The following is a 26,293-nucleotide window of genomic DNA, read 5'->3' on the forward strand; positions in this document are numbered from 1 at the left end:
GATTATCGGTGCAACCTGACAACCTAGAGGTCGATGCCGAGGTGCTGCGCGGTGTCGGGCGCACCGTCACCGACGTCGCCGCGACATTGCGGGAGGCGGTGAAGGGAGCCGGCCCCGGCCTGGCGCCCGCCGCGCGAGCGGACTCCGCCGCGGGTGCCGCCGCGCAGGAGGCGCAGCAGGTGTGGCTTGCCGCGTTGCAGGGGCTCTCCGGCCGGATCGAGGAGTACGGCACCGGTCTGACCACCGCGGCCCAGGACTATCGGAGCACCGACGAGGCGAATGCCGACGGGCTGCGGCGCAGTGGGGCGGGGACCGGACGGTGAGCGGCCTGACATTGCAGGACCTGATCGAGTTCGACGCCGGGCCGTGGCATGCCGCCGCCGAGGTCTGGGCTCGGCTGGCCCGGGGCATCGACGACACGTCGGAGGACCTGATCCGGTGCAGCCGCGACGTGGACGCGGCATGGCCACAGGGCCGCGGTTCGAGCACCGCGCTGGAGAAGGGTGTCAAGCTGCGGGCCGAGGTGGACGACACCTATCTGCCGGCCAAGCGCCTCGCCGACGCGTTCGATCAGCACGCGTACGCGATGAGGGGCTATCGCACGCAGGCGGAGCAGATCGTCGCGTCGGCGCGGCAGGCCGGCTACACCGTGGACACGGCGACCGTGTCGATCACCGCGCCCGCGTCGGCGTACATGGGCGGCGACCTGGACCGTACCGGCCGCGAGACCGGCGCGCTGCTCAACGACCTGCGGCTGGTCGTGGATTACGCGCGAGCGCAGGACGACGCGACGGCCGCCACCATCAAGGGCAACGTGCCGTCGGCCCAGAACGGCTTCGGGACCACCCCACCCAGCAAGATCACGAGGGCCCAGGAGCTGGCGAACAAGATCAAGGATCCGGCGTACGAGCCGACGGCCGCCGAGCTCGACGAGTTGCGGACGCTCGTCCAGGTGTACGGCAAGGATCCGGCGTTCGCGCACGACGTGCTCGACAGCCTCGGGCCGAAGGGCCTGCTGGAGCTGTCCGGCACACTGGCGACCTATCAGCTCGACCATCCCGGCAAGGACGGTGCGGACGGGCTGTTCGACCCGGGCACCGCCGACCTGGTGGGAGACCTGCAGAACGGGCTCGGGCTGATGCTGAGCACCGCGACCACGGAGACCGGCAGCACGACGGGCCTGCGCGGCGAGACCTACGTTCCAGGCCGGTACGAGCTGTCCAGCCAATGGGTCGGCGACCTGATGACCGCCGGGCGGAGCAAGATCGACATCGGCGACCCGTCCAGCCCGGCACGGTACGTCGAGGACGTCTACGGCTACCAGCTGCTCGGCCCGCTGCTGCGCAACAACAGCTTCGACTCCGGGTTCCTGTCCACGGTCGGCGGCGACATCGTCGACTTCGAGATGGAACAGGGTAGGGACGGCGCCCTGTGGACCGGGGCGCGCGGCGAGAACATCCGCTTGGACTGGACAGTGGATCACGACGACAACAAGGCGCCGGCCGGCTACGACCCGGTCAACTCGCTGATGAGTGCGCTGTCGCGTAATGGCGAGGCCACCCGGGACCTGCTCACCGGCGTCACGCACTTCACCGGCGACGGCCCCGAGGGCGGTCGGCTGCCCCGGCTGGACTACCTGCTCACCGACCGGGACTGGAACGCGACCCCCGACGTCCCCGGCGGGCCCGGCTGGACCGCCGAGCTGATGGCCCACGGCGAGGACTACAAGAACGGCTCCCTGGACAGGTTCGGTATCGCTCTCGAACGCGCCACGACCGACACCCCGGGCCGGAGGCGCGCCGCCTCGTCGAGTCGATCATCTACGAGACCAGCGCCGACGAGCAGGCCAGGGGATATCCCAACCGCACCGATCCGGCCGCGGGCGGCGACACCGTCGAGTTCAAGAAGAACGATCTGATCCACCCGGAGCTGCGCGACTCGATGGGCAACATCATGTCCGCGTACATCGCGGACGTGAACCACAACCTCGCCGACAGCCGCACGGTGACCGACCAGACCCTCGACGTGAACCGCACCGACCTCACCCGGTTCCTGGCCGACATCGGCAAGGACCAGGGTGCCCACCAGACGATCGCCAACGCCGAGGCCGTGTACGCGGCGGCCAGGTACGACGAGATCCTCTCCGGCCGGCAGAACCCGAACGACGACATCAACGGCAACCTGCGCTCGATGGAGGTCGTCTCCCGCAACTACGGCAGCGTGCTCGGCGCCATCGACTTCGGGGCCAACGAGGCGCAGCACGCGACCAGCGCCGACCTCGACGACAAGCACAACCAGAGCGTCGAGGACCGGTACAAGGTCGTCGGCCCGCTGGTCGAGGGCGTGGTGGGCGCGGCGACGTCGAAGGTTCCCGGCCTCAGCGACCTGGCCAACGGGTTCGTCGGCAACGTGATGGAGGACCTCGAAAAGGGCGCGAAGGTCGACAACACCGGCCGGGTGGCCTACGACATCGGCACCGCGCTCGGCGCCGGCCGTACCACCGCCGTCGATCTCACCGAGGTGGGGCTCTACAACAGCGGCAGACTCGAGGGACTGCCGGCCGGCCTGATCCAGGACGGCCAGCCGAAACCGGTGAGCCAGTGGACCGACGAGGACTACCGGGACTGGCAGACCTACAAGGGTGGGCTCGGTCAGAGCACGCTGGGCAGCGCCGCCGTCCACGCCGGAGACTCCTATCAGAGCGGGTACGAGTGGACCAAGGGCACACTGGCCGAGTGGAAGAACGAGGTGTCCAAGTGAAGCTGCGCGCTACGGCGGTCCTCGCCGTGACGGTGGCCCTGGCGACCGCGGGATGCACCGACTCCGACGAGCCCCCCGCCCCGGGCCCGTCCGCATCGAGCGCGCCGAGCAGCCCGGCCCCGTCCTCGATGACCATCGAGGAGGCGTACCGGAAACTGCCGATCGACGGGCCCACGAACGCCCCGATCACCTGGGAGAGGTCCCAGGAGCCGGAATCGGAGGAGGTTCTCGCCGCCCGGCGGAGCCTGGCGTTCTGGTACTGGCAGGGAAGCTCGACCGACTGGACCCCGATCGTCCCGGTCGGCCGGTTCCTGTTCACCGACCGGTTCTACGAGCAGTCCCTCGCCCCGTTCGCCGACGTGACGGACAACGAGGAACCGTCGAGCGGGCCGCTGTGGGTGAAGACCATGGGCGTGGAGAAGACCGGCCAGGACGAGGCCAGGGTGACCTTCTGCACCGACCGCGGCCACTGGCGCGACGCCGGCGTGACCGGCGTTCCGCAGGACCGGGCGAACCTCGAGTCCTACGTGCTCAAGCACGAGCAGACCGGCGACGGCGAACGCCGCTGGCTCACCGACCGCCTGATCGACAACGCCGTCGACCGCGAGGCCCGGTACGGCGCCGACTGCACGAAGTGGGCGCGGCACCAGCCGTGAACCACCCGCCCGTGAACGGCGGGCGTCGTGCTGTCCTCACCGGAGGCGCACGTCTGCCTGTCGCGTGATGGGCCTCGCCAGCCGGGCCGAGAGCCAATCCAGGGCCGGCGCCTCCATCTGGCGCCAGGTGGCGTGGCTGTGACCGCCGTGCGGGACCACCGCGGTCTGCACTGTCAGCGGCGGCCTGACCGCCTTGACGACCTGCTGGGAGCCGATGCGGGCGTTCTTCTCGTCGGCGGCCCAGCCGATCCACAGTGAGACCTGCGGCTGCGGCAGATGACGCAGCCGCCACGGGATGTTGTTGGTGGTGTCCTCGCTCTTGTCGCCGACCTTGATACCGGGCCCGGCCAGCCCGGACAGCGCGGCGGCCGCCACGTAACGGTCCGGGTGCTTGAGGACGAGGTTCATCGCGCAGTACGCACCGGCGGAGTAGCCGATCAGACCCCACGCCGCGCGGTCGTCGCGTACCCGCAGATTGGCCAGCGCCCAGGCGGGTACGTCCTGGGTGATGTAGGTCTCGGCCTTCGGCCCGCCGGTGAGGTCGAGGCATTCGGTGTCGAGCAGCCGGTCCGGTGTCTGGCGGGGGAGCAGCACCACGGTCGGCGCCATCCGGCCCGCGGCGATCTCCCGATCCAGGTGCCCGGCTATGTCGAGGCGGCGGACCCAGGTCTCCGGGGTGCCCGGATAGCCGTGCAGCGCCTCGATGACCGGGAATTCGACGGTCTGCTGCGCGGGATCGAAGTAGGCCGCCGGAAGGTACACCAGCATCGGCATGTCCAGGCCGCTGGCCGGGCCCGCCACCTGATAGGTCATCAGGCGTCCCCGGTCCGGAGCGGTGTCCGGCAACGCTGCCTCGTCGGGGTCCGGTGGGCGAGGAGTGGCGTCCACGAGCGCGTCCCAGCTGGGGTACGCCTCGGTGAGCTGGTTGAGTCGCAGCGCCGCCGTGCCGGTGAGGCTCACCACGACGGCGAGCGACGACAGGGCACGTCCGAGGATCCGCAGCCGGTCCCACCACCAGGCCAGCCCGACGGTGAGAAGCAGCACCAGCAGCACCGCCAGAGTGAGCGTCCACGCGGAGTCGATGCTCATGACGGCAGTCTCATGGGAGCGGCCAGCGGCGGTGGCGACATGCGTACCGCCTCGTCGAAGGTGGCGAAGGAGGCGTGCTGTGGCCACGCGGCGGTCAGCCGGCGCCACGCGGGGTCGGCCACGACCGCGATGCCGTCGGCGGTGCGGGCGTCCGCGGACAGGACGGCGGGCAGGCCGGACAGGGCGGCGACGGTGGTCTGCCGGGTCGGCACCAGGACGACGGTCAGAACTCCGGTGGCCCGGGCCGCGGCGTCCTTGACGGCCGCCGCCGCGTGCTCGGTGGTCAGCACCATCACGACGGGGAAGCGCCGGTCCGGGTGCTGCGCATAGTCGCGGGTGGCGATCAGCGCCGGTGGTACGGCCAGATGCCAGCCGGTGGCCTCGGCCGGTGACCAGGCGACCGTGCCGGCGTCCAGTGACACGTCGAGCCGGCCCGCACCGGTCGGCTCGGTCACCGCGGCGGCCGTCTCGCTGCCCACGAGCGACTGCCAGGACGGGTAGAAGCCCTCGACCCGGTTGACGATCAGAGCGATCCCGAGTACGGCCAGCACCTCGATCAGCACCAGGCCGCCGAGACGGGCCGGCAGGCGACGCCACAGCCGTACGGTGACGACCACCGCGACGGCCAGCAGAGCCCAGGCGGCCAGGATCAGTGGTAGGCCGGTCAGCCTCATGCGACACCGGAGGGCAGACGCGGCCCACGGGCGGGCAGGAACGACTCGGCGGTCAGCGCGGCGATCGCGATCCGGGGCAGGTCACGTGCGGACGGGAAACACAGGAAACGCGGCTGCCAGTCCGGCTGGTACTTGGCGTTGGCCCGGTACAGAGACTCGATCTGCCACAGCCGCGACGCCGCCTTCAGGATCCGCGACCACAGCCGGATCACCGGCCCGGCACCAAGCTCCTCGGCACGCGCGAAGACCGACCGCAGCACCGCGAAGTTCAGCGAGATCCGCTCCACCCCGAAGCCGGCGGCGGCCTCGACCGCGGAGACGACCATCAGCTCGGTCAGGCCGTTGGGCGCGGTCCGGTCACCGCGCATCAGATCCAGCGACAGTCCACGACGGCCCCACGGCACCAGCTGCAGCAGACCGCGCAGAGTGCCGGCCTCGTCGCGGCACAGCACGAGCAGGCATTCGCCGTCGGCGGGATCGCCCAGACGTGACAGCGCCATCGAGAAACCCCGCTCCACCTTCCCTTCGCGCAGTGCGGTGGCGCAGGCCACCGCCTCGGCGAGGGTTTCCGCGGGCAGGTCGCGCTGGCGTACCACCGTGCAGGTGTAACCGGCCCGCCGCATCCGCGCCACCGCCTGCCGCACGCCCCGCATCGGCCGGCCCTCCAGTGAGAAGCCGGCGACGTCGACGATCGCCTCGTCGCCCAACTCGATCACGTCGAGGCCGGCCTTCTGGTAGCCGCGGCCACCCGCGGTGCCGCACGCCAGCACGGCGGGAGTCCAGCCGTGTGCGGCGCAGTCGGCCAGCCACGCGGCGATCGCCCGGGGCCACTCCGACAGCAGGCCGATAGGGTCGCCCGAGGCGAGACTCACGCCGTTGACCACGCGGTACGCCACGGCGGCCTTCCCCGACGGCGCCCAGATCAGCTGTTTGTCCATGCGGAGCGCGAAGTAGCCGAGGGAGTCGCCGTCGCCGTACCGGTCGAGCATCTCCCGCAGCCGGGGATGCTGGACCGCCGGTGCACAACCGGTCCCGCTGCTGGGGCGGAGCAGCAGCAACGCCCCGGACGCGAACGCCAACAGCCCGAACGTGCCGGTGGTGATCGACACGGTGAGATCACCCAGCGGGTGGGCGAACCGGACCGGCCCGGTCACCCCGATCAGGCCCAGTGCCGCGTGCTCGGCCCAGCTCCACAGGGTGAACTGACCGTCGAGGCGGTTGCCGCGTACCCCGATCTCCGCGAATCCCAGCAGGAAACCGGCACCGAGGAACGTGGCGCACGCCCGTGCCGCCCGCCACCGGTTACGCGGGTCGCCCGGTGCGGTGAACTCGTCGCGTTGCCACATCAGCACCGCGACGATCGAACCGGCGATCAGCACCGGGACCAGACCGCCCTTGACCAGGTGCAGAACGACACTGACCGACGACAGCAGGAGAGCCAACTGCCAGGCGCGACGTTTGCCGCGCCGTAGACCGGCACCGAGGTAGACCAGCAGCACGCCGATCACGGCGGACGCGACCCGCGCGGTGATCAGCCCGGCGGTCGGCACCACGTCGGCGAGCAACGTGACCCGGTGATGGTGGCGTACCGGCAGCACGGACATCATCGCGCCGACCGCGCCGACGAACTGGACCAGCCGGGCGACCATTCGCCGTGGTGACGGAGGCCGCGACCATCGACCGGCCGGTGCCTCCTCGCCCACTTCCACCACCGTGACCGCTTGCCGAGTCGTTGACATTCGCTTCTCCCGTTTCCGTGCACCGTGCAGCATGCCGCCCCGGAGCAAGGGGGTGGAGGTGCGGAGCCCGCTGAGGAGACGAAGAAATGCCTGGTCGCTTTCGCGGCGCCGGCCGGCCGTCGGCCGAAAGGCATAGAGACATCCCCGCCGATCGGCGGGGGTGTTCCCGCCGATCGGCGGGGTGGTCGAAAGGAGCGAAAGCGGTGCTGAGCCGGCGCAAGACGACCGGAAACGGCGGAGACTGCGCCTGCTCACTTCGCCAGGAACGAGTCGGTGGTGTTCGGACCGGTCCACGCCGAGACCGGTGTGAAACCCTGCACCTCGCCGGTCTCGTCCACCCAGGCGACGCCGACGATGTGCAACGAAGCGGGCGTGACGTCCTGATCATCGCCCGGGTCGGCGGTCGGCGGAGTCAGCTCGTAGCTGACGCCGTTACCGTCGGGGCTGTCCGCGGTGAAAGTGGCGCCCGGATCGACCTGCTCACCCTTCCAGGCGACGTCCTGCTTCTCACCGCCGTAGGTGAAGGTCAACAGGTCCTGGAAGGGAACCCCGTACAACTCCTGACCCGCGTTCAGGCCGGGAAGTTCCACCACCGTGACGAGGGCGGACGGCACCTCGGGCTCAGCGTTCGTCACCAGCAGCAGTCGCCCGGTCGCGTCGCTCAGGACGAGTCCGGCGTCGCCGCGGTTGGTCAGTGAGATCCGCAGCTGCGCCCAGGAGGCGGGCTCCTCGTCGTCCCCCTTCTCCGGCCAGTACACCCACGAGTTGTAGTGGTCGACGCGCATCTTGACCGGCCCCGCCGCCCATTGCGCCATCGCCTCCTTCCGGCCGAGCGACACCGGCGACGGAGACGGAGACGGCGACGGCGGCGACGGCGGAGCGGGGCTGATCATGTCCGACGACGCCGAGGTCGGCGTGGTGTCCCGGTGGGTCTGGCCGACGATCAACGGCACGGCCATCGCGGCGGCCACCAGCACTCCCGCAGCCGTGACGGCGAAGACCCGTCTGCGGGAACCGTCCGCTTCCGGGGGCGCAGCGGCGACCGTGGCCGGCGGCGGCCGACGTTGCGCCGCGACGGCCGCCAGCCACCGCGCCGCGGACGGCCGGGGACGCACCAGGCCCAGACCCGCGCCCAGCAGCTCCTCCAGTTCCGGCAGGTGCGGTGCGTCGTCCGGCAGCAGGATCCGGCCCTGGTCCTGATCGACCGAGGCGGTGACGCCGTAGAAGACGCGGTAGAAGAAGACCGCCAGTGCGAACCGGTCACTGTCGATGTCCGGCCGATCGTCCGGGCCGAGCAGCGGATCACGCCAGCCCTCGTTGCGAGCCATCACCGAGCCGGCGTGCGGGCTGTCGGCCGGGCGGGCGTTGTCACAGTCGATCAGGTACACCCGGGGCGTGCCCCGGACCGTCCACAGCACGTTCTTCTCGCTGATGTCGCCGTACACCATGTGGTGGGTGTCGAAGAGCGCGAACAGGGCGGCCAGGTCACGCACCAGCCGCAACCGTTCAGAGCGGTCCGGAACGTCCAGCCCAAGACGCTTGGCGGCGGCGGTGTGGATCAGATGCTGCAGTTCGACGGTGTGCCGCTCGCCGAGCATGTCCGCCCAGAAGACGTCGGGTGCCGGCGTCATCAGGAAACCCGTGGTCCGGCCGTCCCGGTGAACCCGGCGCAGAGGCCAGGCGCAGTGCTCGTCGAGGAAGTCCCGCTCGGACTGCGGCAGCGACCGCCGCCAGCCGATCAACTCGTCGAGAGGGGACGCGTCGTCGACCGGCTCCAGATACTCCTTGAAATAGCAGGACGCGTCGACGACGTACACGACGCCTTTGGCGCCCGGGTCTCCCACCGACTCGCCGGACACCGGCAGCAGGTCACGGTCGAGCGGCTCGGCCGGCCCGGTCCAATCGGTCATCGGTCGCCGTCCTCGGTCCGGAACCACACACAGACCGCGGTACGGTCGTCGGCCTCACCCCTGCGGTCGAACGAGATGTCGTGCAGGAACTCCACGACGGTCGGCGCGTCGCGCCAGCGGTGCGTGAAGTGGTCGGCCACCTCCGGGGACCGCATCGGCACCGACAGCCCGTCGGTCACCACCACCAGTGCGGACCCGGGTTGCAGCCGGCCGGAGAACTCCTCGGCGACCGACCAGGAGCCGGGAAGCGCCGCCGTCTCGGTGAAGTCGCCGCTCCCGCCCGGCCCGGCCGGCTGCAGCCCCGCCGCGGTGAGGGTGAACAGTTCGCCGTCCCCGACCCGGAAGCCGCCGAAGGCCCCACCGGTCGAGACCCACGCCACCGTGAGCGTGGTGGACAGCGACCGATGATCGAACTCCTCGGGCACGAACCGGCCGGCGCCGTCCATCATCGCCGTGCCGATCTGCCGGCACAGGTCGTCCGCGACGATCCGCCACCGATTGTCCAGCGCCGCCGACACCAGCCGGCACGCCTCCACCACGGCCAGCTGGGCGCCGACCGCCGAGAAACGGGCGTCGGCGCTGCCCACACCGTCGGCCACCGCCACCACCACGCCGCCCGCCGCGGGAGTGATCGCGTACGCGTCCTCGCGGCTCGTGCCGACGCGGGCGTGCCGGCGCCCGACCGCGGAGGCCGCCCGCACGGTGAGCGGACCCAGCGAACCGCCGTCGGCGCAGACCCGCGGCTGTGTCGTCCACGAGGTGACGCCCAGGGCGTCCGCCTCCGGTGAGGGCAGGATGGGCTCGCCCACGGTGAACGCCCGGCCCACCTGACGGTCGTCGCGGCCGTCGATCGAGGTCTGCGGGCCGGTTCCCGGCACGCCCAGCAGGTCCAGCATGCGGCGGACCACGCCGGGACCCGGAGGCGGGGCGGTCACCGTTGGATCTTGATGGCGCGCCAGCCGGTCGGCGCGGCCGGCGGGACGACGAAGACGTCGTCCCGGTCGTGCCTGCCCCCGGACATCGAGTTGGTCAGCGAGCTGAGCAGGAAGGTCATGAAGGTGTCCAGCTTCGCCGAGGGCGCGCCCTCCTCCGGCATGTAGGCCGCCTTACGGCCGACCACCTGGATGGTCTCGGCGGTCGCCTCGCCGAACCCGAACGCCACCACGTTCGGCGCGCCGTAGAAGGCGGAGCGGTCGGTCAGCCGGTCCAGCGGAGCGAGCCAGTCGTCCGCCCGGTTGTGCTGGCCGTCGCTGAGGAAGAACACCACCGGGCGGTACGGGCGCCGGCCGGTGCGATACAGCTCGTAGAGGTCCGCCGCGATCGTGGTGCGCAGCAGCTCGAAGACGTACGCGTAGTTGGTGCCCCTGCCCTCCGCGGTCAACCCGGGCAGCTGCATGTCGGCGATGTCGGTCAGCGGTGCGTGCACGGCCGCCGTCTCGTCGAACGTCACCACCGACAGCTGGCAGACCTCGGCCAGTTCGGGTTCGCGCAGCATCTTCGCGCGCAGCCGCGGCAGCTCGTGATTGACCTGGCCGATCGGCTCACCGCGCATCGAGGCCGAGGTGTCCACCGCCAGATAGCAGGGAAGCACCCGGTAGGCCGACGGCACGACTGTCGCGTCCGCCGCCGACCGCTGGCGGCCGAATCTGCCCAGCAGTCCGGATCGTGCGGCGGTCCGGACCTCGACGAGAAGGCGATCGTCGGTCCGCGCCCCCGAAGACGCGAAAGGGGCTCGCTGATCGACCGGGGAGCCATCGTACTTTCGGATTGTCAGATCGCTACCGTCCGGCAGGCCCAATGACCGGGTGATTGTTTTCCGTTGTGCCGAAAGGGAAATATCATCGGCGAGCGCGACGCGCGCGAAAACGCCTTCCGGGCCGAGGAGCAGAATGTGAACCTGGGACATACGACCTTCTCATGTTCTCGTCTCGGATAGACGAACTATGGCGGTTGGAACGACCGAACGGAAGTCTTCAGTATTCTGTTTCAGAATGCTAACGTCCGGACTCGGCAACTTAAATCGCGTACGCCGTCGAAGGGTTATTCATGTCTGACTACGCCGTTTCCCCCGAAGCGATCCGGGGCGTCGCCGCGCAGGTCTCCGCCGGTGCCTCGGAAATCGACGCGCAGCGGGCCAACCTGCTCGCGCAGATCCAGGGACTCGGCGACAGCTGGCAGGGATCCGCCTCCGCGGCGCTGCAGTCGCTCTACGCGCAGTGGGACGCCGACGTGCGCTCCCTGCACGACACGCTCACCCAGATCGGGCAGACCATGCAGTCCGCCGCCGGCAACTACGAGAGCACCGAGTCGGCCGTCCGCGGCACCTTCTCGTGAGCGTCTTCTCCGTCGACCCGGCAGCCGTGCAGGGCATGTCCGCCATGGTGCTGTCGGCGAGCTCCGACGTCGCCCACCTCTGGGGCATGCTCGACCGCGGAGCCAGGCAGCCGGAGTCGAAGGACGTCAGCGGCAGCAGCGAGGCGGCCGGCGACTACCGCGAGGTGCTCAGCTCCGGCGTCGACACCCTCAAGCAGCTCGAGGCGGCCCTCGAAGGTCTCTCCCAGCGCCTGTCCGCCGCGAGCCGTCTCTACGCCGAGACGGAGACCGCGAACACGGTCCGGCAGGAACCGTAGGGCCCATGACTGACGCACCGGCCGGCACCGTCGACGACGATCCGCCGCAGGACATGGAGGTCCCGCACTTCCCCCGGTTCGACGCCGACGCCCTGCGCGCCACCGCCCAGCTGTGGCGCACCGTCGCCGGCGGGCTGCGCGCCACCACGGACACCACACAGTTCCAGGTCAACACGGCGGCCGCGGTGTGGACGGGCGAGGCCCACGACGCCTTCGCCCAGGAGTGGGCGACGCTGGCCGGCACCGTTCAGGAGCTCAGCGTAGAGCTCGACGCCGTCGCCCGGCATCTGGACCAGCTCGTCGAGGAGCTCGAACACCAGCGGCGCGAGTTCGAGCTGCTGCTGGCCGAGATCGGGCTCACCCTGCTCATCGGCGCCGGCCTGTCGGTCTTCACCTTCGGCGGTGCGGCCGCGGTCTCCGGCGTCAAGGCGGCCTTCACGATCAGGCGGCTGTGGGCCATCATCGAGCTGGTCGGCCAGGCGGCGGCCCGGTTCGCCCTGCGCGCCGCGGGCGGCAGCCTGCGCGCCATGTCCACCCGCTTCGTCGTCAACGCCGGTATCTACGGCGGTACGCAGGTGGCCGGCAACGTCATCACCGACCCGGGCGGCAACCCGTTCCGCGACATCAGCCCGGCCGATCTCAGCCTGGCCGCCGTCATCGGCGTCTTCCTGCCCTTCCACGGCGCGGGCCACGCCGTCTTCCGCGGCGCCGCCAACAACGTGACGACCGAGGCGCTGATCGAGCTCTACAAGAACCACAGACTCGACCCCGGCAGCCTGGCCCTCGCCGGCGTCGTGGGCGGCGTCGGCGGCAAGCTGCCGGCCGTCGTCGGCCGGGTCCGGCCCAATAGGGGAACGGCCCCCGGCGAATCGGCGGACGTTCTCCGGTCCGAACTCGCCAAGAATGGAGTGAAACACACGCCGGAAGGCATCGTCGACATCCGCCGAACGTCCAGCGGAAAGATCGTTTTCATGGAAAATGGAAACTCCGTCGCCGGGCTTACTCACATTTTGGAGCGGCACGGACCCGAGTTCCGGGCCGCAGGTATTCCCGATGAGAAGGTTCCGGACCTGGTGATGAGTGCGATCACTGACGGAAAACACGTCGGTGATCAGGTGACCGGCCGGGGTTCCCGGCCGATCTACGAAGTGCTCTTCGAGGGTCAGACCTACAATGTCGCCGTCACGGTTTCCGACAACGGATTCGTGGTCGGCGCGAACCTCAAGGGCGGGACACTGAAGTGACCATCAAAGTCATGTCCGATTACGACTGCTACCCGCTATGGTCCTCGACCTCCGAGGGGACCTTCAACACGGACCCTGCAACGCTGCCGCTTCCGGAGGACCTGGTACGTGACCTGATCGACTGGTCGGTCCGTTACGACGAGACCCTGAACTCCGACGATCCACTTTCCTCAGGTTTTGCGACCGCTCAGGCCGAGGAGCAGTTCGCCATTGACGGGCTGGCTCTCGCGCAGCGCCTCGCGCAGGCTCTCCCGGATGACGAGATCAGGTACTTCGACAGTCGTGTGCGAGCGGACTACGCGGTTCCCCTTGGCAGCGGAAGTTAGCGAGCGGCCACCCCACGATGGCGACTGACGAGCTGGAGCCGGTTCATCGGCGGGGGCGGTGGCTGGGGGCTCTGCCGGCGGTCACGACGTTCGAGCTGCCGGCGCCGCCCACCGTGGAGCAGCCGCAGCCGCCGCAGGCGGCGATGGTGTTCCTGCCGGTGCTCACCACCGGGACGATCCTGGTCTTCGGGATCGTGAGCGGCCACACCCAGATGATCGTGCTCGGGGTGCTCGTCACGGTGGCGGCGATGGCCACGCCGCTGATCATGTACCGCGGCAACCGTAAGGCCGCCGACAAGCGCAACGGCAAACGCGCCGAACGCTACACCGCCATGGTCGACGACGCGGCGGGTCAGGTGGCGACCGCGCAGGGGCAGATCCGCTCGGCCCTGGAGCTGGCCCACCCGGCGCCCACCCAGCTCAACGACTGGATCAACGGCGGCCGGCTGTGGGAGCGGCGCCTCACCGACGCCGACTTCCTGCACCTGGCGGCGGGTGTCGCGGACGTGCCGTCGGGGCTGACCGTCGACATCGGCAAGATCGCCGCCCTCGAGGCGGACGTCATGACGGACCTGCAGGACCGGGCAGAGCAGATCAAAGACGCCGCCGCCACCGTACGCGACGCGCCGTTCGCCGTATCGCTGACCGAGCACGCGGTCATCGGGGTGGAAGGGCCGCGCGCCGCGGCGTCCGCGCTGGCCCGATCGATGCTGCTGGAGGCGCTCGTCTGCTGCGGGCCGGACGAGCTGTCGTTGCTGGTGGCGGCCCCTCCGGTGCTGGCGGGGGAGTGGGCCTGGACGGCCGGCATCCCGCACATGGTGCATCGGGCCGACGCGGCGGCGGGACTACCGGGCATCGCCACCGACGCCACGTCGCTGGCGACCGCGCTCGCCCGGGTCGTCGAGCCGCGCGCGCAGCTGCTCGACGAGACCGGCTGGTCGACCGCCAAGGCCGGACTGACGCATTTGATCATCGTGCTGGACGCCTATCACCCGCTGTCGGAGCTGCAGGAGATCCCGCTGCTGCAGAACGCGCTGTCCCGTGCCGGGGAGCTCGGTATCACGGTGCTCACGATCGCGGAGAGCACGCGTGACAGCCCCGCGGAGGCGTCGGCGGTGCTGGTGGTGGACGGTCGGGGTCACGGCACGCTGCAGCCGGTGCGCAGTTCCGTACCGCCGATGCGGTTCGCCGCGGTCGGCGCGCCGGTCGCCGAGGCGCAGCGGGTGGCCGATGTGATCGGGCGGCGGCAGCTGGTCAGCGACCTGTCGTTCGTCGGTGACTCCGCCGGTGACCTGCTGTTGGACCTGCTCGGCCAGCGTCCGGTCGAGCCGCGCTGGGACCGCCGGGATCCGGCCGGTCTCCTCACCGCCACCTTCGGTGTGCAGGCCGACGGCCGCCCGTTCGTCCTCGATCTGAAGGAGGGCGCCGCCAATGGGGACGGGCCGCACGGTCTGCTGGTCGGCGCGACCGGATCGGGCAAGAGCGAACTGCTCCGCTCCATGATCACCTCCCTGGCGCTGGCCCACGGCCCGGACGTGCTGCAGATGTCGTTCGTGGACTTCAAGGGTGGCGCCGCGTTCGAGCTGCTCGCCGAGCTGCCGCACTGCACCGGCCTGATCACCAACATCCTCGACGATCCGACCCTGATCGAGCGGATGCGCAGCTCGCTCACCGGTGAGCTGCTCGCCCGGCAGCGGCTGCTCGCCGCCGCCGGCCAGGACCTTCAGGGCATCCGCGACTATCGGGCGCTGCGCGAGCAGAGCCCGGACCTGCCGAACCTGCCGTACCTGCTGCTGGTCATCGACGAGTTCGCCGAGCTGCTGGAGGCGGACCCGAAGTTCCTCGACCTGCTGCTGTCGATCGGGCGGCAGGGCCGCAGCCTCGGGATCCACCTGTTGCTCGCGAGTCAGCGCCTGGAGGCGGGCCGGATCCGCGGCCTGGAGACGTACCTCAGCTACCGGATCGCGCTGCGCACCTTCACCGCAGAGGAGAGCAGTGCGGCGATCGGCTCCAAGGCGGCCGCCGAACTGCCCCCGTTGCCCGGTCACGGCTTCTTCCGGGCGGCCGCCACCCTCCGGCGGTTCCGGGGCTCGCAGATCTCGGTCACCACCGAGGGCAGCGGCGCCGGGACGGATCTGGCTCTCGTCGTGGACCGGCTCCGCGGTGTGCCGCAGGCTCCGCCGCTGTGGTTGAAGCCGCTGCCGAGCTCGGCGCGGATGGAGTTCCTCACGCTGGACGACCCGCGGCTCGACCTGCCGGCCACCGCGATCGAGGACGGCCTGCCGGTCGTGGTCGGCCTGCTCGACGATCCGCTGCGACGCCGTCAGGACCCGGTCGTCGTGGACGTCGCCCGTCTCGGCGGTCACCTGGCGATCGTCGGGGCGCCCCAGACGGGCAAGAGCTCGGCGATGACGACCGGGCTCGTACAGGCGGCGCGACGCTTCCCTCCGTACCTGCTGATGTTTCATGTCCTGGACTTCGGTGGTGGTCTGCTCGCGGCGGCGAGCCGTCTGCCGAATGTCGGCGCCTATGCCACCGCGCAGGAGCCGCATCGGGTGGCGCGGATCCTGACCGAGATGGTGACGCTGCTCGACGAGCGGGCGGTCCAGTTCCGCCGCACCGGCGTGAGCAGCATGTCCGGGCAGCGCGGGCTGGCCGCCCGGTCGGCGGACGGCGTCACGCAGGCGCACACCGTTCTGGTGATCGACAACTATGCGGCATTCAAGGAGCGGTACGCCGAGTACGAGCCGGTCGTCGAGCGGCTGCTGATCGAGGGCGCGAACTTCGGGCTGCACCTGCACCTGACGACCGCGCGGTGGACCGACGTCAACGCGCGCAAGCTGGAGCAGATCGCCACCCGGTTCGAGTTGCGCCTCAACGAGCCGGCCGACTCCCAGCACGGCCGTGTCAAGGGCGCGACGCTGGCCGGCGCCGGTCCAGGGCGTGCCCTCGGCGCCGGTGGCATGCAGATGCAGCTCGCGGCACCTCAGATGGGCGCCGGTTCGTCGGCACCGGGTGGTGTCGACGACGTGGTCACCGCGGTCGCCGCGGCTTCGTCGGCGCCGCCGGCCGGGCGTCTGCTGCTTCTCGACGACCTGTCGGCGGGGGAGTTCCGCCGTGCCGAGGCGCAACGCCAGGGTGACGAGGGGATCCTGCTCGGCCTCAGCGAGTCGGGGTTCCGGCCGGCGTCGTTCGTGCCCGGCCGCGACGGTCACCTGCTGGTCTTCGGGGATGCGGAGACCGGCCGCACGTCGACGCTGGCGCGGATGGTGGGGGAGGCGGCCCGGGCCGGCACGCAGACGTTCGTCGTCGACTTCCGCGGCCGGCTGCTGGAACTCCTCGGCCCGGGTGCACCGATCAGTGGTTCCGCCACCTCGATCGGGGAGTTGGAGAGCATGGTCGCCGCTCTCAAGCAGGTTCTCGAGGAGCGGATGACGATCGCCGCCCGCGCCGGGGACCGGCCGCTGCTGGTCGTCGTCGACGATTTCGAGCTGGTGCAGGCGTTGAGTCCGTTGGGCCGGCCCGGCCTGCTGCCGGATCTGTCGGCGTACGCCCTGGTCGCCGAGCGGGTGCGGCTGAGCATCGTGGTGGGCCAGGTCGCTGCCAACGCCGCGATCCGGGCCAGTGACCTGCTGGTCAAGCGGACGCTGGAGTCGTCGGCATGGCGGATGCACTTCTCGGTGGCGGCCCGTAACGAGATGCTTCCCGGCAACATGCGCGGTCGCCCGCTGGCCCCGGTGTGGCCCAGTTGCTGCGTCCGGGGCGGCCGGACACGCTGATCCAGACCCTGTGCCCGCGGTGATCGACCGCCCGGCCCTGCCGGGTTGCCACGTCAACGCCGCCGTCGGTTGCGGTACACAGCCGTGATGATGAGAAACAGTGTGCCGGCCAGGACGATGGTGATCGCCGCGTTGACGATCACCGGCCAGTCCTGGATGAGGTACTGCTTGGCGTAGTTCGCGCCGACGATGATCACGACGTAGACCCACCAGGGCGCCCATCGCCCGTTCGGCTGCTTCCTCGTTGTCATGGTGTCTCCGCCTCCGATGTGGGCCCTTTGCCGGTTTCCCGGCCTGCCCCCATCGTTTCCGGGACCGCCGCTCCTGCCATCCCTCAAGGGATGGACGACCACATCATCATTCAGCCGTACGCCGCCAGGTGTGCCGCCGATCGTCGAGCCGACGCGATCTCGGACCGACGGGCACATCGAGGAGTCCGTGTCCGCATAGGATTCGCGACACATCGATCCTTCCCGGACGGAGTTCCTCGTGCCCTCACCGGATCCCGCGCTGCACCTTGCCGGGCTCGTCAAGCGTTTCGGTCCCAAGACGGCGGTGCACGACGTGACGTTGTCCGTTCCGGCCGGGTCGTTCTACGGTCTCGTCGGACCCAATGGAGCCGGTAAGACCACGTCGCTGTCGATGGCGGTCGGCCTGCTGCGGCCCGACGCCGGGCACGCGCGGATCTTCGGCGTCGACGTGTGGGCCGACCCTCTGCGGGCGCGGGCGCTGGCCGGTGTGCTGCCCGACGGGCTGGCGCTGCCGGAACGGCTGACCGGCCGGGAGATGCTGGTCTACCTGGCCCGGTTGCGTGGCCTGGACCCGGTCACCGCGGCCGCCCGCGCCGAGGAGCTGCTCGACGTGCTCGATCTGCTCGACGCCGAACGCACGCTGGTCAACGACTACTCCACCGGCATGCGTAAGAAGATCGGCCTGGCCACCGCGCTGTTGCACGGCCCGCGCCTGCTGGTGCTCGACGAGCCGTTCGAGGCCGTCGATCCGGTCTCCGCCCTGACCATCCGCGGCATCCTGCAGACGTTCGTCGCCGGTGGCGGGTCGGTGGTGTTGTCCAGTCACGTGATGGCGCTGGTCGAGCAGCTCTGCGACCACGTCGCCGTGATCGACACCGGCCGCGTCGTGGCCGCCGGCACGTTGGCCGAGGTGCAGGACGGCGGCAGCCTGGAGGACCGGTTCGTCGAACTGGTCGGCGCCGCGGACGCGATCCGGAAGGCGCCGTCGTGGCTCGGATCCTGATCGCGATGCGGCTGCGGGTGCTCGCTCACTCGCTCAGCGGAGCCCGCGCCGTCAACATGATCACCGGTGGGATCGCCGGGCTGCTGCTCGCCGCCGGCACCGTGGTGCTGGCGGGCAGCGACCTCGTGCCCGGGGTCGTCCGGGGTGATCTGCTCGCGGTGGTGCTGGCCTGCTGGATGTTCGGCTGGGTCCTCGGGCCGGTCTACACCGGCGGCGACGACAGCCTGCGGCCCGAGCACTTCGCTCTGCTGCCGTTACGGCCGGTGCGTCTGGCGTTCGGTCTGCTCGTCGCCGGGTCGGTGGGGATCGCGCCGCTGGTCAGCCTGATCGCCTTCACGTCGCTGACCGCCTACGCCACCGGGCTCGGGGCGGCCGCTGTCGTGGTGTCGGCGCCCGCGGCCGTACTCGGGCTGGTCTTCGTTCTCGTTCTGTCCCGGCTTGTCGTGGGCCTGCTGGCGGTGGCCGTCCGGTCCCGGCTCGGCGCGATCCTGGCTGCGCTGGTCAACGCCGGCATGGCGGTGCTGCTCAACCAGTCGTGGGTGCTGATCTGGGCAGCGGCCCAATCGGAGCTGTTCACCTACGGCTTCCCGCCAGGTTTCGCCTCCGTGCTGTACTGGCTGCCGTCGTCATGGGGCCTGCTCGCGGTCGAGGCGGCCGGGCGCGGTGACTGGGCGCTGGTCGCGGCGGCGCTCGGTGGCCTGGTCGTGGTGATCGCCGGTGTACTCGTGCTGTGGGCGCGATTGCTGGTCCAGCGCATGACCACCCGTCCGTCCCAGTGGGCGCCGAAGGGCAGCGGCGCGACCGGGACGGTTCTGGACCGCCTCGCCGCCCGGGGCATGGTCGGCGCGGTCGCGGCGAAGGAACTGCGTACCTGGTCGCGAGACTTGATGCGCACGCATCTGTTCTTCTACGCGCTGTTCTTCGGCACGCTCTACACACTCGTCCCGGTGATCGCCGGTTGGTGGGCGATGCTGCCCTGGGCCGGCCTCATCGTCGTGTCGATGGCCGCCGCCACCTCGGCGAACCTGATCGGCCTCGACGGGACCGCGCTGTGGTTGAGCCTGGTCAACCCCGGCGGGGAACGGGCCGAGATCCGCGGCCGCCAGCTCGCCTGGCTGCTGCAGGTCGCTCCGGTCGGTGTCGTGCTCACGGTGGCCGGCACCATCGCCGGTGGGGATGCGCAGACCTGGCCATGGGTGCTGGCATTGCTGCTCGCGATGCTCGGCGGCGGTGCCGGCCTGATCGTCCTGGTATCGGTCTATGCCCTGGTCCCGGTGCTGGAGCCGAAACGCCGCACCGGGAATCCTCTCGAGGCCGGCCAGATCTTCGGCCAGCTCATCGTCACCCTGCTGCTGACCGTTCTCACGGCCGTCCCGGCCGCCGCGGTGGCCTGGGCCGGGACCCACTTCGACCGACCACTCGTCAGCTGGTCGGCTGTCCTCGTCGGCCTGCTGACCGGCGTTCTGCTCACCCTCTGGGGCGGACGCCAGGCCGGTACGCGCCTGCGCGCCACCGGGCCGGAACTGCTCGCCGCCATGCGCGGCGGCGGCACGGTCACCCTGACCGTCGCCAAGCGTGGGGCGGCGGCGTCGAAACTGCCGAAGGGCAAGTCGGCACTGGTCACCGCGATGTGGACGCTGTGCTGGATCCCGCTGATCCCGCAAGGCCTCATTCCGCTGTTCATGATCTTCAACGGCAGCGAGGACCGCGTGTGGTTCGCCGCTCTCTACCTGCCCGACGCGTGGCGCATCCCGGCCGCGGTGGCGTTCATCCTGCTCGGCGTCGCCATGCTCACCGTCGGCGTGACCGTCCCGATCCGCCATGAGCGGGCGCGGAACAGGGTGCCTGCCGAGCAGCCGGAACGCGTACTCGAGAAGGTTTGACAGCCACATCGGGCCGGCACCGCTGCGCTGAGGCAGCACAGCAGTGCCGTTCGATGTGGCCTGCGAGGACTCAACGGCTCCGGATGTCAGGCGACCGGCACGAGGCCGATGTCGACGACGGCCTCACCGGCGTCGGTCACCTCCACCACGGCGCTCCAGCCCCGGTTGTAGTAGTCACCGGTGCTGCCGATGACATCCGAATCGGTGGTGTCGTCACCCGCGTCCGGCACCGTGAACACGTACGGCGTCCCGGCCGCCAGATAGACGTCAACCACGTAGCGGCCCGGCTTCAGCCGCATGGAGTAGGCGCCTCGTTCGTCGAGGTGGCCGCGGGGGACGTCCCAGTCCGGCTCGGTGCCCTCCAGCACGAACTCGATCTTGCCGACCTTTCCGTACGCGCTCGGCTCGTCCGCGTCCCGCCGGCCGTCCCGGTCGTCGTCGAGCCAGGCCCGACCGCTCATCACCCCTTCGGCGTGGTAGACCGTGCCGCCACCGGCGGTGTTGTTCTCGGTGCTCTCCTCCGGGCTCGTCGTGGCGGCGGTGGCGGTGAAGACCAGCGGCCCGTCCGGCGTGCCCGGTCCGGCGACCAGCCGCAGCCGCAGCCAGTTGTACGGCTGGGTCACGTCGTACGCGCTGTCGCGGGCACACTCGACAGCCTGCCCGGCATCCCCACCGACCAGGGCGCAACTCCACCCGGGGTACTCGGGGTCGAGGGATGCCGCCCGGACGGCCGTGGGCAGCGGAACCCGCACCGTGACGTCGTGAGCCGGGCTCCCCCCGACGTTGTCCACCTCGACGAGCACGTCGAACTGCTCGTGCGCCTTCACCCGCTGGGCGGGAACGACGGAGACACTGTTGACCGCGATGTCGGCGGGACGCGGCACGACGTACCGGAACGTCGTCTCGCCGCTGTTGTTGCGCAGCGAGCGCTCGAGTGTGGTGGTGGACACCGATCCCCTCATGGTCACCGTGTCGCCCACGGTCCCGGCGGGGAGCAGGACCGTCAGGTTCAGGCCCTCCAGTTCACCGGCGCCGAGCGTACGCCCGTTGGTGCAGGCCCACGTCGGGGTCGAGGTGTCGCAGGTCCAGCCGAACTGCTCGTTCTCGGCGGGATCCATCGTGCTGCCCGGCGGCGGGGTGAAGTGGAACGTCACCCGGGATGCGGGTCTTGTCCCGACGTTGGTGGCGACCGCCTGCACGAGCGCGCGTGCACCCATGCCGCCCAGGTAGGACACGTCGGTGGAGTCCGGACGCCAGGCGAACTCCAGGTCCGCCCGGGCGGGAGCCGCCCCGGCCACCCCGCCGACGGGCGCGGCGCTGGCCGCTGCGGGAGCCGCGAGGACCTGCGCCGCCGACAGCGCCACCGCCAGAGCCGGCAATGACGCCAGGATCGCTCGTACGGATACCGGTTTTCTGATCATGATTCCCCCGTGGAAGCCGGTCTGTCGATGCACACCGCGCCCGACGCCCACCATCTACATAGGTCATCGGGAACAAGCGCATCGTAAGCCCTCGATCCGTCGGGCACCGGCTCGCCGAGAACTCGTTCCATGATCGCCTTGACGCGCAGAGGCCGGGCATAACCGACACCGGCTGCGCCGCCCTCAACGCCGGCCTCGATCGCTGCGACCACGCCCTCGCCGTCTTCCACGACCGGCTCACGCCACAGCAATGGCACACCTTGCAGCAACTGTTGACCCGGCTCGCCGGCGGCCCCGAACCCGACGAGAAGTCGCCGACGGCGTGAAAGCGGCCGGCACATACCGTGCCGGCCGCCGAGTCGATCAATCAGACGCCGGGTCGCTCGACGTCCCCACGCCACGCACCGGTAGCGGTGCCACGGCTCTCGATGAACTCCTTGAACCGCTTGGCGTCAGCCTTCACCTGGTGGCTGTCGACACCCACGGCACTGCCGACCTTCTCCGCAAGGCCCTCGGGCTTCCAGTCGAGCTGGATCGTCACCCGCGTCTCGGCGTCGGAGAGGCGGTGGAACGTGACCACACCGGCGTGCGTGGTGTCGCCGCCCACGCTCTTCCACGCCACCCGCTCGTCGGGGTGCTGCTCAGTGATCTCCGCGTCGAACTCACGGGTCTGACCGGCGATCTTGGTCACCCAGTGCGTACGTCGGTCGCCGATCTGGGCGATCGACTCGACACCGTCCATGAACTTCGGGAAGTCCTCGAACTGGGTCCACTGGTTGTAGGCGGTGCGGATCGGCACGCTCACGTCCACGGACTCGGTAACGGTACTCACGATTCTTCTCCTCCACTCAGGGTGTTCAAGCACTACCCGGGGCAGGAGCAGCGAAACGAGTGGCGTCGGCCACTCGACGGGCACGCCGGCCGGCTCATCGACGGAGCCGGATCTCGGAGGCGCGATCGGGGGTGACCGGCTCGCCCGTGGCGCTGGGATCGTCATCGGCGGCGATGCGCTGCCGGGCGGCGGCGGTCCGGGCGGCGAGGTCCGCGGCACGCGCGGCGGCCTCGTGGGCCCGGGCGATGCGTTCCTGCCGGGTGGCATCCGCCATGCGCGCGTAGTTGCGCCTCCCACGCCATCACCCGGGAGCCGTCGGGCGCCACGGCGAGCACATCGGCGCGCCAGGGGCTGGGATGGACAGCGACGAACACCAGCAGGCTCCCTCGTCTCGCTGTGCCCCGAGTACGGTCTACTTTCGCGCATCGATGGAATGATCGAGGCCGGGACCGGATCGCGGTGTCGCAGAGAACCGACATGAAGTGGCAGACGGATGGATGTTCCCGAGTGGGCCCGGAAGGCCGTCGAGGCGTCCGCCGGGCCGCCGCTGCGGGATTTCGGTGGCTGGGTGGCCTGCCTGGTTGCGCCGGCGATGTTGAGGTGGTGGGTCGACCGCGGTGAGCCGCCGGAGCGGCGCACCAGCATGAACGACTTTCGGAGGGACGTCAGGCGAGGCCCGGCCGGCGCGGCCGACGTTGCGTCGGCGAACGGAGATCGCGCGTACGCCTGGATGTTCGTCGCCGCTGGTCCATTCCTGCTCTTTGTGGCGGTGACGTTCGTCCCGCGGGGCGTGCCGTCGCTCGCCGGTCCCGCCGGCGTGGTGGCGACGGTTCTCATCGGTGTCACCATGTTCGCGGTCGGTGCCGCCCTGGCGAGTTGTCTGCGCTGGACGCTCACCATTGTTCTGGGTGGCCGACTGGATGACGCATTCGCCCGGGTGTCGCCGGGGAAGCGCCCCGGCGGCCTGGCCGTGTGGTCGTGCATGCCGTCGAACGTCGATCTCTTCCTCGCCCTGACGTGGGCCGCATGCTTCACGCCTGCGCTAATCGACCCGGCCGGCTAGGGGACGCACGGCATCCCGCTCCGAACGGTGTGTCCGCCGTCGATGCGGTAGTCGACGCCCATGCTCCAGGCGTACCGGCGTCCGAAACCGACTTCCTGCGAGGACCCGCAGCGCCGATGTCCATCTCGGTGGGTTCAGCTCACTACGGCAACCGCGTCGACCTCGACGAGCTGTCCCCTGTAGCCGAGCACTGTGACGCCGAGCAAGGTGCTCGGCGCGTCGTGGTCGCCGAAGCGGGCGCGCACGACGTTCCAGGCTGTGACGAGGTCCGCCTGGTCGGTGCTGGCGACGTAGACGGTCGTGCGCACGACGTCTGTCAGTGCGGCCCCTGCCGCCTGCAGCGCCACCTCAAGGTTGTCCATGACCTGTTCGGCCTGCCCGGAGATGTCTCCAAGCGCTACGACCTGGTCGTGGACGTCGATCGGACACGCTCCGGCGGTGTGCACGAGCCGGGCACCGGCGGGTACCACCGAAGCGTAGGCGTACGGGACGGCATCGGTCAGGCGGCTCGCGCGAATCAGTTCGACAGACACGGGGCCGACGATGGCACATCCCCGCCCGCCACACCACCGGATTCACGGCCGCCCCGGCGGAGGCGCACGCCGCGGACCGACCGGCCCGGCTCTCCTGGCCTCGGCGGTGGTCACTGTCCTGCCGGTCCGCCGCGTGCGTTTCATCGCCCCCAAGGACGGCCCGGCCAAGGGCGTCATACGGTACGGCTTCTTCGGCACCGACAGGATCGGCTTCGGGCGTGGGCCGAGGTCGGGCACCCTGATGTCGTCAGGCCGTGGGCCGGTCTTTCCGATAGACGAAATGCCGGCGGTCGTCGATCGGGTTGTCCGGATCGATCTCGCCCTGGGCGACACGAGCCAAGCCCGCCTTCTCCAGCGCCCGCCACGAACGGCGGTTGTCGGCGTGCACCGGCACGATCACGCACTCGGCGTCCTGGTGGTCGCGCCACAGGTGCTCCAGCGCCGAGCGGATCATCCGGGTGCCGATGCCGTGACCCACGTTCGCCGCGTCGCCGATCAGATAGTCGATCGACATAGCGCGCGGCGGCACCGCGGTGAGCGGCGTCAAGTCGTCGACGTATTCGGGGTAGTCGTGCAGGAACGAGCGTTGCAGCAGCCCGATCGGTGTGCCGTCGAGGATCGCCAGGAGGTCCTCGTTCGGTTCCTCGCGGCGCGCGGTGGGCCCGAAGTCGCGCTCCACGGCCGCCGCCGACGTCTCGTGATGCCACCAGCGGGCCACGTGCGGCTGCGCCAGCCAGTGCGCCAGCAGCGGGAAGTCATCAGGAGTGACGTGCCGCCAGGTCATCATGCGGCTGACGGTAGCAGTCCGTCCGTACCGTCAGCATAGAATTATCGGGTGGGTGATGTGGAGCTGCCGATCCTGGGCACCGAACCGCTGGTCGTGGAGTTCGCCAACACGCTGTATGGCGACGACGACTTCCTCGGCACGACCGCTCTGGCCACGCTGTGGTTCACGGAGGCAGGCGCCCAGCCGGCGCGGGACACGTCGGCGGCCAGGGCGCTGCGGGACAGCATCCACACCCTGTTCGCGGCGACGGTCACCGGCACCACGCCACCGGCGGCCGCGATCGTGCACGTCAACGCGGTCGCCGCCGAGGCGCCGACGTCCCCGCAGATGATCCGGCGATCCAGTGGAGCGCTCGTCGCGGACAGCCGCCGAGGCGCCGCGACCGGGGATGCCGCGCTTCTCGGCGGCCTGGCCACCGCCTGCATCGAGTTGCTCACCGGAGGCCGGACCCGGTTGTTGCGCCGCTGCGAGGGCCCGGACTGCTGCCTGTTCTTCGTGCAGCACCATCCGCGCCGGCGTTACTGCCATGAGTCGTGCGCCCACCGCGATCGCCAAGCGAGGTATTACCGCCGACGCGCCACGACCGCGGCGCCGGCCGGCGAGTCGTCGCCGAAGTAGCCCCCGGCAGCCGACACGCGGTCGGGAGAGTGCCCGTGCGCCCCGTCTGGTGACCGAAGAGCTCCAGGGCGGGAAGCTGTGCTCGCCGAGATGCCGCGGCGACCCGACACCGCGAGGACCGGAACGCGCGCCGGCCTGAGCTTTCGGCGCGGCCGCTGAACGGGGCTCCGCGGCCACCGGCTCACCCGACCGTGTCAGACGCGCCCGGCCGCCGCCCACGCCGCGGCGGTGACATCGAACGGCCCCGGCCCGAAGTCTGCCGCGCACCGCTCGCGCAACGCCTCCCGGCGCACCGGGTCGAGGCCGCGCACGTGGTCACCGGCCGGGCCGACGCCGAACGTGTACGGCTCCCACCACTCGTCGAAGCCGGCGAACCGGGTGGTGACCGTCAGCACGGCGCAGCTCACGTCGCGCAGGCCCGCGGCGGTCAGCAGATCGCCCAGCTCCCCCTCCCGGGTGCCGGCGAGCCGTGACTCGTCGCGGGCTCCCGGGTCGAGGTCGTGGACCGCCCGCCAGAACGGTGACAGCGGTCCGCGGCCACCGGCGTGGTCCCACACGCAGGCTGCCACCGTCCCGCCGGGGCGGGTGACCCTGGCCATCTCGCGCAGTCCCGCCACCGGGTCGGCCATGAAGTGCACCACCAGCTGCGCCAGCGCACAGTCGAAGGCGTCGTCGCCGAACGGCAGGTCCTCCGCCGGGCCGAGCCTGATGTCGACACCGGGAAACCGTGCCCGGGCCGCGGCGACGAACGCCTGCGACGGATCGATCCCGGCGACGGCCCCGCCACCGTCCCCGCCGTGCCCGCTGCCGAGGCGCCGGATCAGTTCCGCCGTCAGCGCTCCCGGTCCACACCCGACGTCGAGCGCCCGGCGCGCCGGGCCGATGCCGGCGAAATCGGAGAACGTCGCGGCCAGCGGTTCGGAGAAACGGCCCATGAACTTCCCGTACGCCTCAGCGGCGACCTCGAAACCCATGCTCGCGAGCCTAGCCGCGCTCGGCCCCCTCATGAGTGACACGTTCGGTCGACGACGGAGAGAACACCGCCACGGCGCGAGCCACGTATCCACGGTCGGGGTATTGATGTTCCTGATTCGG

27 protein-coding genes are annotated in these 26,293 nt (G+C 70.6%); 13 read left to right on the forward strand and 14 right to left on the reverse strand.

The window, feature by feature from the left end; genetic code table 11:
- Positions 1 to 8: 8 nt before the first annotated feature.
- From ACQPZW_RS19575 to ACQPZW_RS19590, 4 genes are read left to right on the forward strand one after another with little or no spacing between them, the layout of a single operon-like run.
- Positions 9 to 323: a type VII secretion target gene (locus tag ACQPZW_RS19575; RefSeq protein WP_433796345.1), complete on the forward strand. Its 315-nt coding sequence runs from the start codon at positions 9 to 11 to the stop codon at positions 321 to 323.
- Complete coding sequence (locus tag ACQPZW_RS19580) at positions 320 to 1,918, forward strand: hypothetical protein (protein ID WP_433796346.1); 1,599 nt, start codon at positions 320 to 322, stop codon at positions 1,916 to 1,918. Before ACQPZW_RS19575 ends, ACQPZW_RS19580 begins: the two co-directional genes overlap by 4 nt.
- 23 nt (positions 1,919 to 1,941) lie before the next feature.
- Positions 1,942 to 2,760: a hypothetical protein gene (locus ACQPZW_RS19585; RefSeq protein ID WP_433796347.1), complete on the forward strand. Its 819-nt coding sequence runs from the start codon at positions 1,942 to 1,944 to the stop codon at positions 2,758 to 2,760.
- Positions 2,757 to 3,416, forward strand: coding sequence for a hypothetical protein (locus ACQPZW_RS19590; protein WP_433796348.1), 660 nt, complete (start codon positions 2,757 to 2,759; stop codon positions 3,414 to 3,416). Before ACQPZW_RS19585 ends, ACQPZW_RS19590 begins: the two co-directional genes overlap by 4 nt.
- Positions 3,417 to 3,452: 36 nt before the next feature.
- Here ACQPZW_RS19590 and ACQPZW_RS19595 read toward each other — a convergent pair whose 3' ends face one another.
- The 6 genes from ACQPZW_RS19595 to ACQPZW_RS19620 form a co-directional block, all read right to left on the reverse strand.
- On the reverse strand, positions 3,453 to 4,505 hold the full coding sequence (locus ACQPZW_RS19595; RefSeq protein WP_433796349.1) for an alpha/beta hydrolase: 1,053 nt from the start codon (positions 4,503 to 4,505) through the stop codon (positions 3,453 to 3,455).
- Entirely contained in the window at positions 4,502 to 5,179 is a 678-nt protein-coding gene (locus ACQPZW_RS19600; protein ID WP_433796350.1) for a hypothetical protein, read from the reverse strand. The genes ACQPZW_RS19595 and ACQPZW_RS19600 overlap by 4 nt, the downstream gene beginning before the upstream one ends.
- Positions 5,176 to 6,828, reverse strand: a complete 1,653-nt coding sequence (locus ACQPZW_RS19605; protein WP_433796351.1) for a phosphatidylglycerol lysyltransferase domain-containing protein — start codon at positions 6,826 to 6,828, stop codon at positions 5,176 to 5,178. Before ACQPZW_RS19605 ends, ACQPZW_RS19600 begins: the two co-directional genes overlap by 4 nt.
- A gap of 341 nt (positions 6,829 to 7,169) precedes the next feature.
- Positions 7,170 to 8,828: a hypothetical protein gene (locus ACQPZW_RS19610; protein WP_433796352.1), complete on the reverse strand. Its 1,659-nt coding sequence runs from the start codon at positions 8,826 to 8,828 to the stop codon at positions 7,170 to 7,172.
- Entirely contained in the window at positions 8,825 to 9,763 is a 939-nt protein-coding gene (locus ACQPZW_RS19615; RefSeq protein WP_433796353.1) for a protein phosphatase 2C domain-containing protein, read from the reverse strand. The genes ACQPZW_RS19610 and ACQPZW_RS19615 overlap by 4 nt, the downstream gene beginning before the upstream one ends.
- Positions 9,760 to 10,734 carry a vWA domain-containing protein gene (locus ACQPZW_RS19620; RefSeq protein ID WP_433796354.1) on the reverse strand — a complete coding sequence of 325 codons (975 nt, stop codon included), beginning with the start codon at positions 10,732 to 10,734 and terminating at the stop codon, positions 9,760 to 9,762. The genes ACQPZW_RS19615 and ACQPZW_RS19620 overlap by 4 nt, the downstream gene beginning before the upstream one ends.
- Before the next feature lie 140 nt (positions 10,735 to 10,874).
- Between ACQPZW_RS19620 and ACQPZW_RS19625 the strand changes: the two genes are divergently transcribed.
- Genes ACQPZW_RS19625 through ACQPZW_RS19645 form a run of 5 tightly spaced genes read left to right on the forward strand, consistent with a single transcriptional unit; the run spans position 10,875 to position 16,807 of the window.
- Positions 10,875 to 11,162 (forward strand): WXG100 family type VII secretion target, encoded by a 288-nt coding sequence (locus tag ACQPZW_RS19625; RefSeq protein WP_433796355.1) that lies wholly within the window; start codon positions 10,875 to 10,877, stop codon positions 11,160 to 11,162.
- The gene (locus ACQPZW_RS19630) at positions 11,159 to 11,458 is read left to right on the forward strand and encodes a hypothetical protein (protein ID WP_433796356.1); all 300 of its coding nucleotides are present in this window, start codon (positions 11,159 to 11,161) and stop codon (positions 11,456 to 11,458) included. Before ACQPZW_RS19625 ends, ACQPZW_RS19630 begins: the two co-directional genes overlap by 4 nt.
- Positions 11,459 to 11,463: 5 nt before the next feature.
- A complete protein-coding gene (locus tag ACQPZW_RS19635) occupies positions 11,464 to 12,702 on the forward strand; it encodes a WXG100 family type VII secretion target (RefSeq protein WP_433796357.1) in 1,239 nt (412 codons plus the stop codon).
- An 11-nt stretch (positions 12,703 to 12,713) separates the two neighbouring features.
- Complete coding sequence (locus tag ACQPZW_RS19640) at positions 12,714 to 13,028, forward strand: hypothetical protein (RefSeq protein ID WP_433796358.1); 315 nt, start codon at positions 12,714 to 12,716, stop codon at positions 13,026 to 13,028.
- A 17-nt stretch (positions 13,029 to 13,045) separates the two neighbouring features.
- Positions 13,046 to 16,807 (forward strand): FtsK/SpoIIIE domain-containing protein, encoded by a 3,762-nt coding sequence (locus tag ACQPZW_RS19645; protein WP_433796359.1) that lies wholly within the window; start codon positions 13,046 to 13,048, stop codon positions 16,805 to 16,807.
- A 53-nt stretch (positions 16,808 to 16,860) separates the two neighbouring features.
- Here ACQPZW_RS19645 and ACQPZW_RS19650 read toward each other — a convergent pair whose 3' ends face one another.
- Entirely contained in the window at positions 16,861 to 17,058 is a 198-nt protein-coding gene (locus ACQPZW_RS19650; protein ID WP_433796360.1) for a hypothetical protein, read from the reverse strand.
- Positions 17,059 to 17,296: 238 nt separating this feature from the next.
- Here ACQPZW_RS19650 and ACQPZW_RS19655 point away from each other — a divergent pair, with 238 nt between their 5' ends.
- Together ACQPZW_RS19655 and ACQPZW_RS19660 are read left to right on the forward strand one after the other, a co-directional pair.
- On the forward strand, positions 17,297 to 18,061 hold the full coding sequence (locus tag ACQPZW_RS19655) for an ABC transporter ATP-binding protein (RefSeq protein WP_433796361.1): 765 nt from the start codon (positions 17,297 to 17,299) through the stop codon (positions 18,059 to 18,061).
- Positions 18,046 to 19,944, forward strand: a complete 1,899-nt coding sequence (locus ACQPZW_RS19660) for a hypothetical protein (RefSeq protein ID WP_433796362.1) — start codon at positions 18,046 to 18,048, stop codon at positions 19,942 to 19,944. Before ACQPZW_RS19655 ends, ACQPZW_RS19660 begins: the two co-directional genes overlap by 16 nt.
- An 86-nt stretch (positions 19,945 to 20,030) precedes the next feature.
- Here ACQPZW_RS19660 and ACQPZW_RS19665 read toward each other — a convergent pair whose 3' ends face one another.
- The 4 genes from ACQPZW_RS19665 to ACQPZW_RS19680 all read right to left on the reverse strand — a co-directional run bounded on the left by ACQPZW_RS19665 (position 20,031) and on the right by ACQPZW_RS19680 (position 22,471).
- A complete protein-coding gene (locus ACQPZW_RS19665; RefSeq protein WP_433796363.1) occupies positions 20,031 to 21,323 on the reverse strand; it encodes a hypothetical protein in 1,293 nt (430 codons plus the stop codon).
- A 38-nt stretch (positions 21,324 to 21,361) separates the two neighbouring features.
- Positions 21,362 to 21,616 (reverse strand): hypothetical protein, encoded by a 255-nt coding sequence (locus ACQPZW_RS19670; protein ID WP_433796364.1) that lies wholly within the window; start codon positions 21,614 to 21,616, stop codon positions 21,362 to 21,364.
- Positions 21,617 to 21,732: 116 nt separating this feature from the next.
- Positions 21,733 to 22,197, reverse strand: coding sequence for an SRPBCC family protein (locus ACQPZW_RS19675; protein ID WP_433796365.1), 465 nt, complete (start codon positions 22,195 to 22,197; stop codon positions 21,733 to 21,735).
- A gap of 94 nt (positions 22,198 to 22,291) precedes the next feature.
- On the reverse strand, positions 22,292 to 22,471 hold the full coding sequence (locus ACQPZW_RS19680) for a hypothetical protein (protein WP_433796366.1): 180 nt from the start codon (positions 22,469 to 22,471) through the stop codon (positions 22,292 to 22,294).
- 219 nt (positions 22,472 to 22,690) lie between these two features.
- Between ACQPZW_RS19680 and ACQPZW_RS19685 the strand changes: the two genes are divergently transcribed.
- Positions 22,691 to 23,260 carry a hypothetical protein gene (locus tag ACQPZW_RS19685; RefSeq protein ID WP_433796367.1) on the forward strand — a complete coding sequence of 190 codons (570 nt, stop codon included), beginning with the start codon at positions 22,691 to 22,693 and terminating at the stop codon, positions 23,258 to 23,260.
- Positions 23,261 to 23,394: 134 nt separating this feature from the next.
- On the opposite strand, the gene ACQPZW_RS19690 is transcribed toward ACQPZW_RS19685, so the two are convergent.
- Together ACQPZW_RS19690 and ACQPZW_RS19695 are read right to left on the reverse strand one after the other, a co-directional pair.
- Positions 23,395 to 23,793: a RidA family protein gene (locus tag ACQPZW_RS19690; protein ID WP_433796368.1), complete on the reverse strand. Its 399-nt coding sequence runs from the start codon at positions 23,791 to 23,793 to the stop codon at positions 23,395 to 23,397.
- Between the two features lie 247 nt (positions 23,794 to 24,040).
- A complete protein-coding gene (locus tag ACQPZW_RS19695) occupies positions 24,041 to 24,580 on the reverse strand; it encodes a GNAT family N-acetyltransferase (protein ID WP_433796369.1) in 540 nt (179 codons plus the stop codon).
- A gap of 48 nt (positions 24,581 to 24,628) precedes the next feature.
- On the opposite strand from ACQPZW_RS19695, the gene ACQPZW_RS19700 reads away from it, so the two are divergent.
- Complete coding sequence (locus tag ACQPZW_RS19700; RefSeq protein ID WP_433796370.1) at positions 24,629 to 25,198, forward strand: CGNR zinc finger domain-containing protein; 570 nt, start codon at positions 24,629 to 24,631, stop codon at positions 25,196 to 25,198.
- Between the two features lie 194 nt (positions 25,199 to 25,392).
- On the opposite strand, the gene ACQPZW_RS19705 is transcribed toward ACQPZW_RS19700, so the two are convergent.
- Positions 25,393 to 26,172 carry a class I SAM-dependent methyltransferase gene (locus ACQPZW_RS19705; RefSeq protein ID WP_433796371.1) on the reverse strand — a complete coding sequence of 260 codons (780 nt, stop codon included), beginning with the start codon at positions 26,170 to 26,172 and terminating at the stop codon, positions 25,393 to 25,395.
- Between the last annotated feature and the right edge of the window lie 121 nt (positions 26,173 to 26,293).

Origin of the sequence: Actinoplanes sp. CA-252034, assembly GCF_050956125.1 — a bacterium.
Taxonomy (GTDB): Bacteria; Actinomycetota; Actinomycetes; order Mycobacteriales; family Micromonosporaceae; genus Actinoplanes.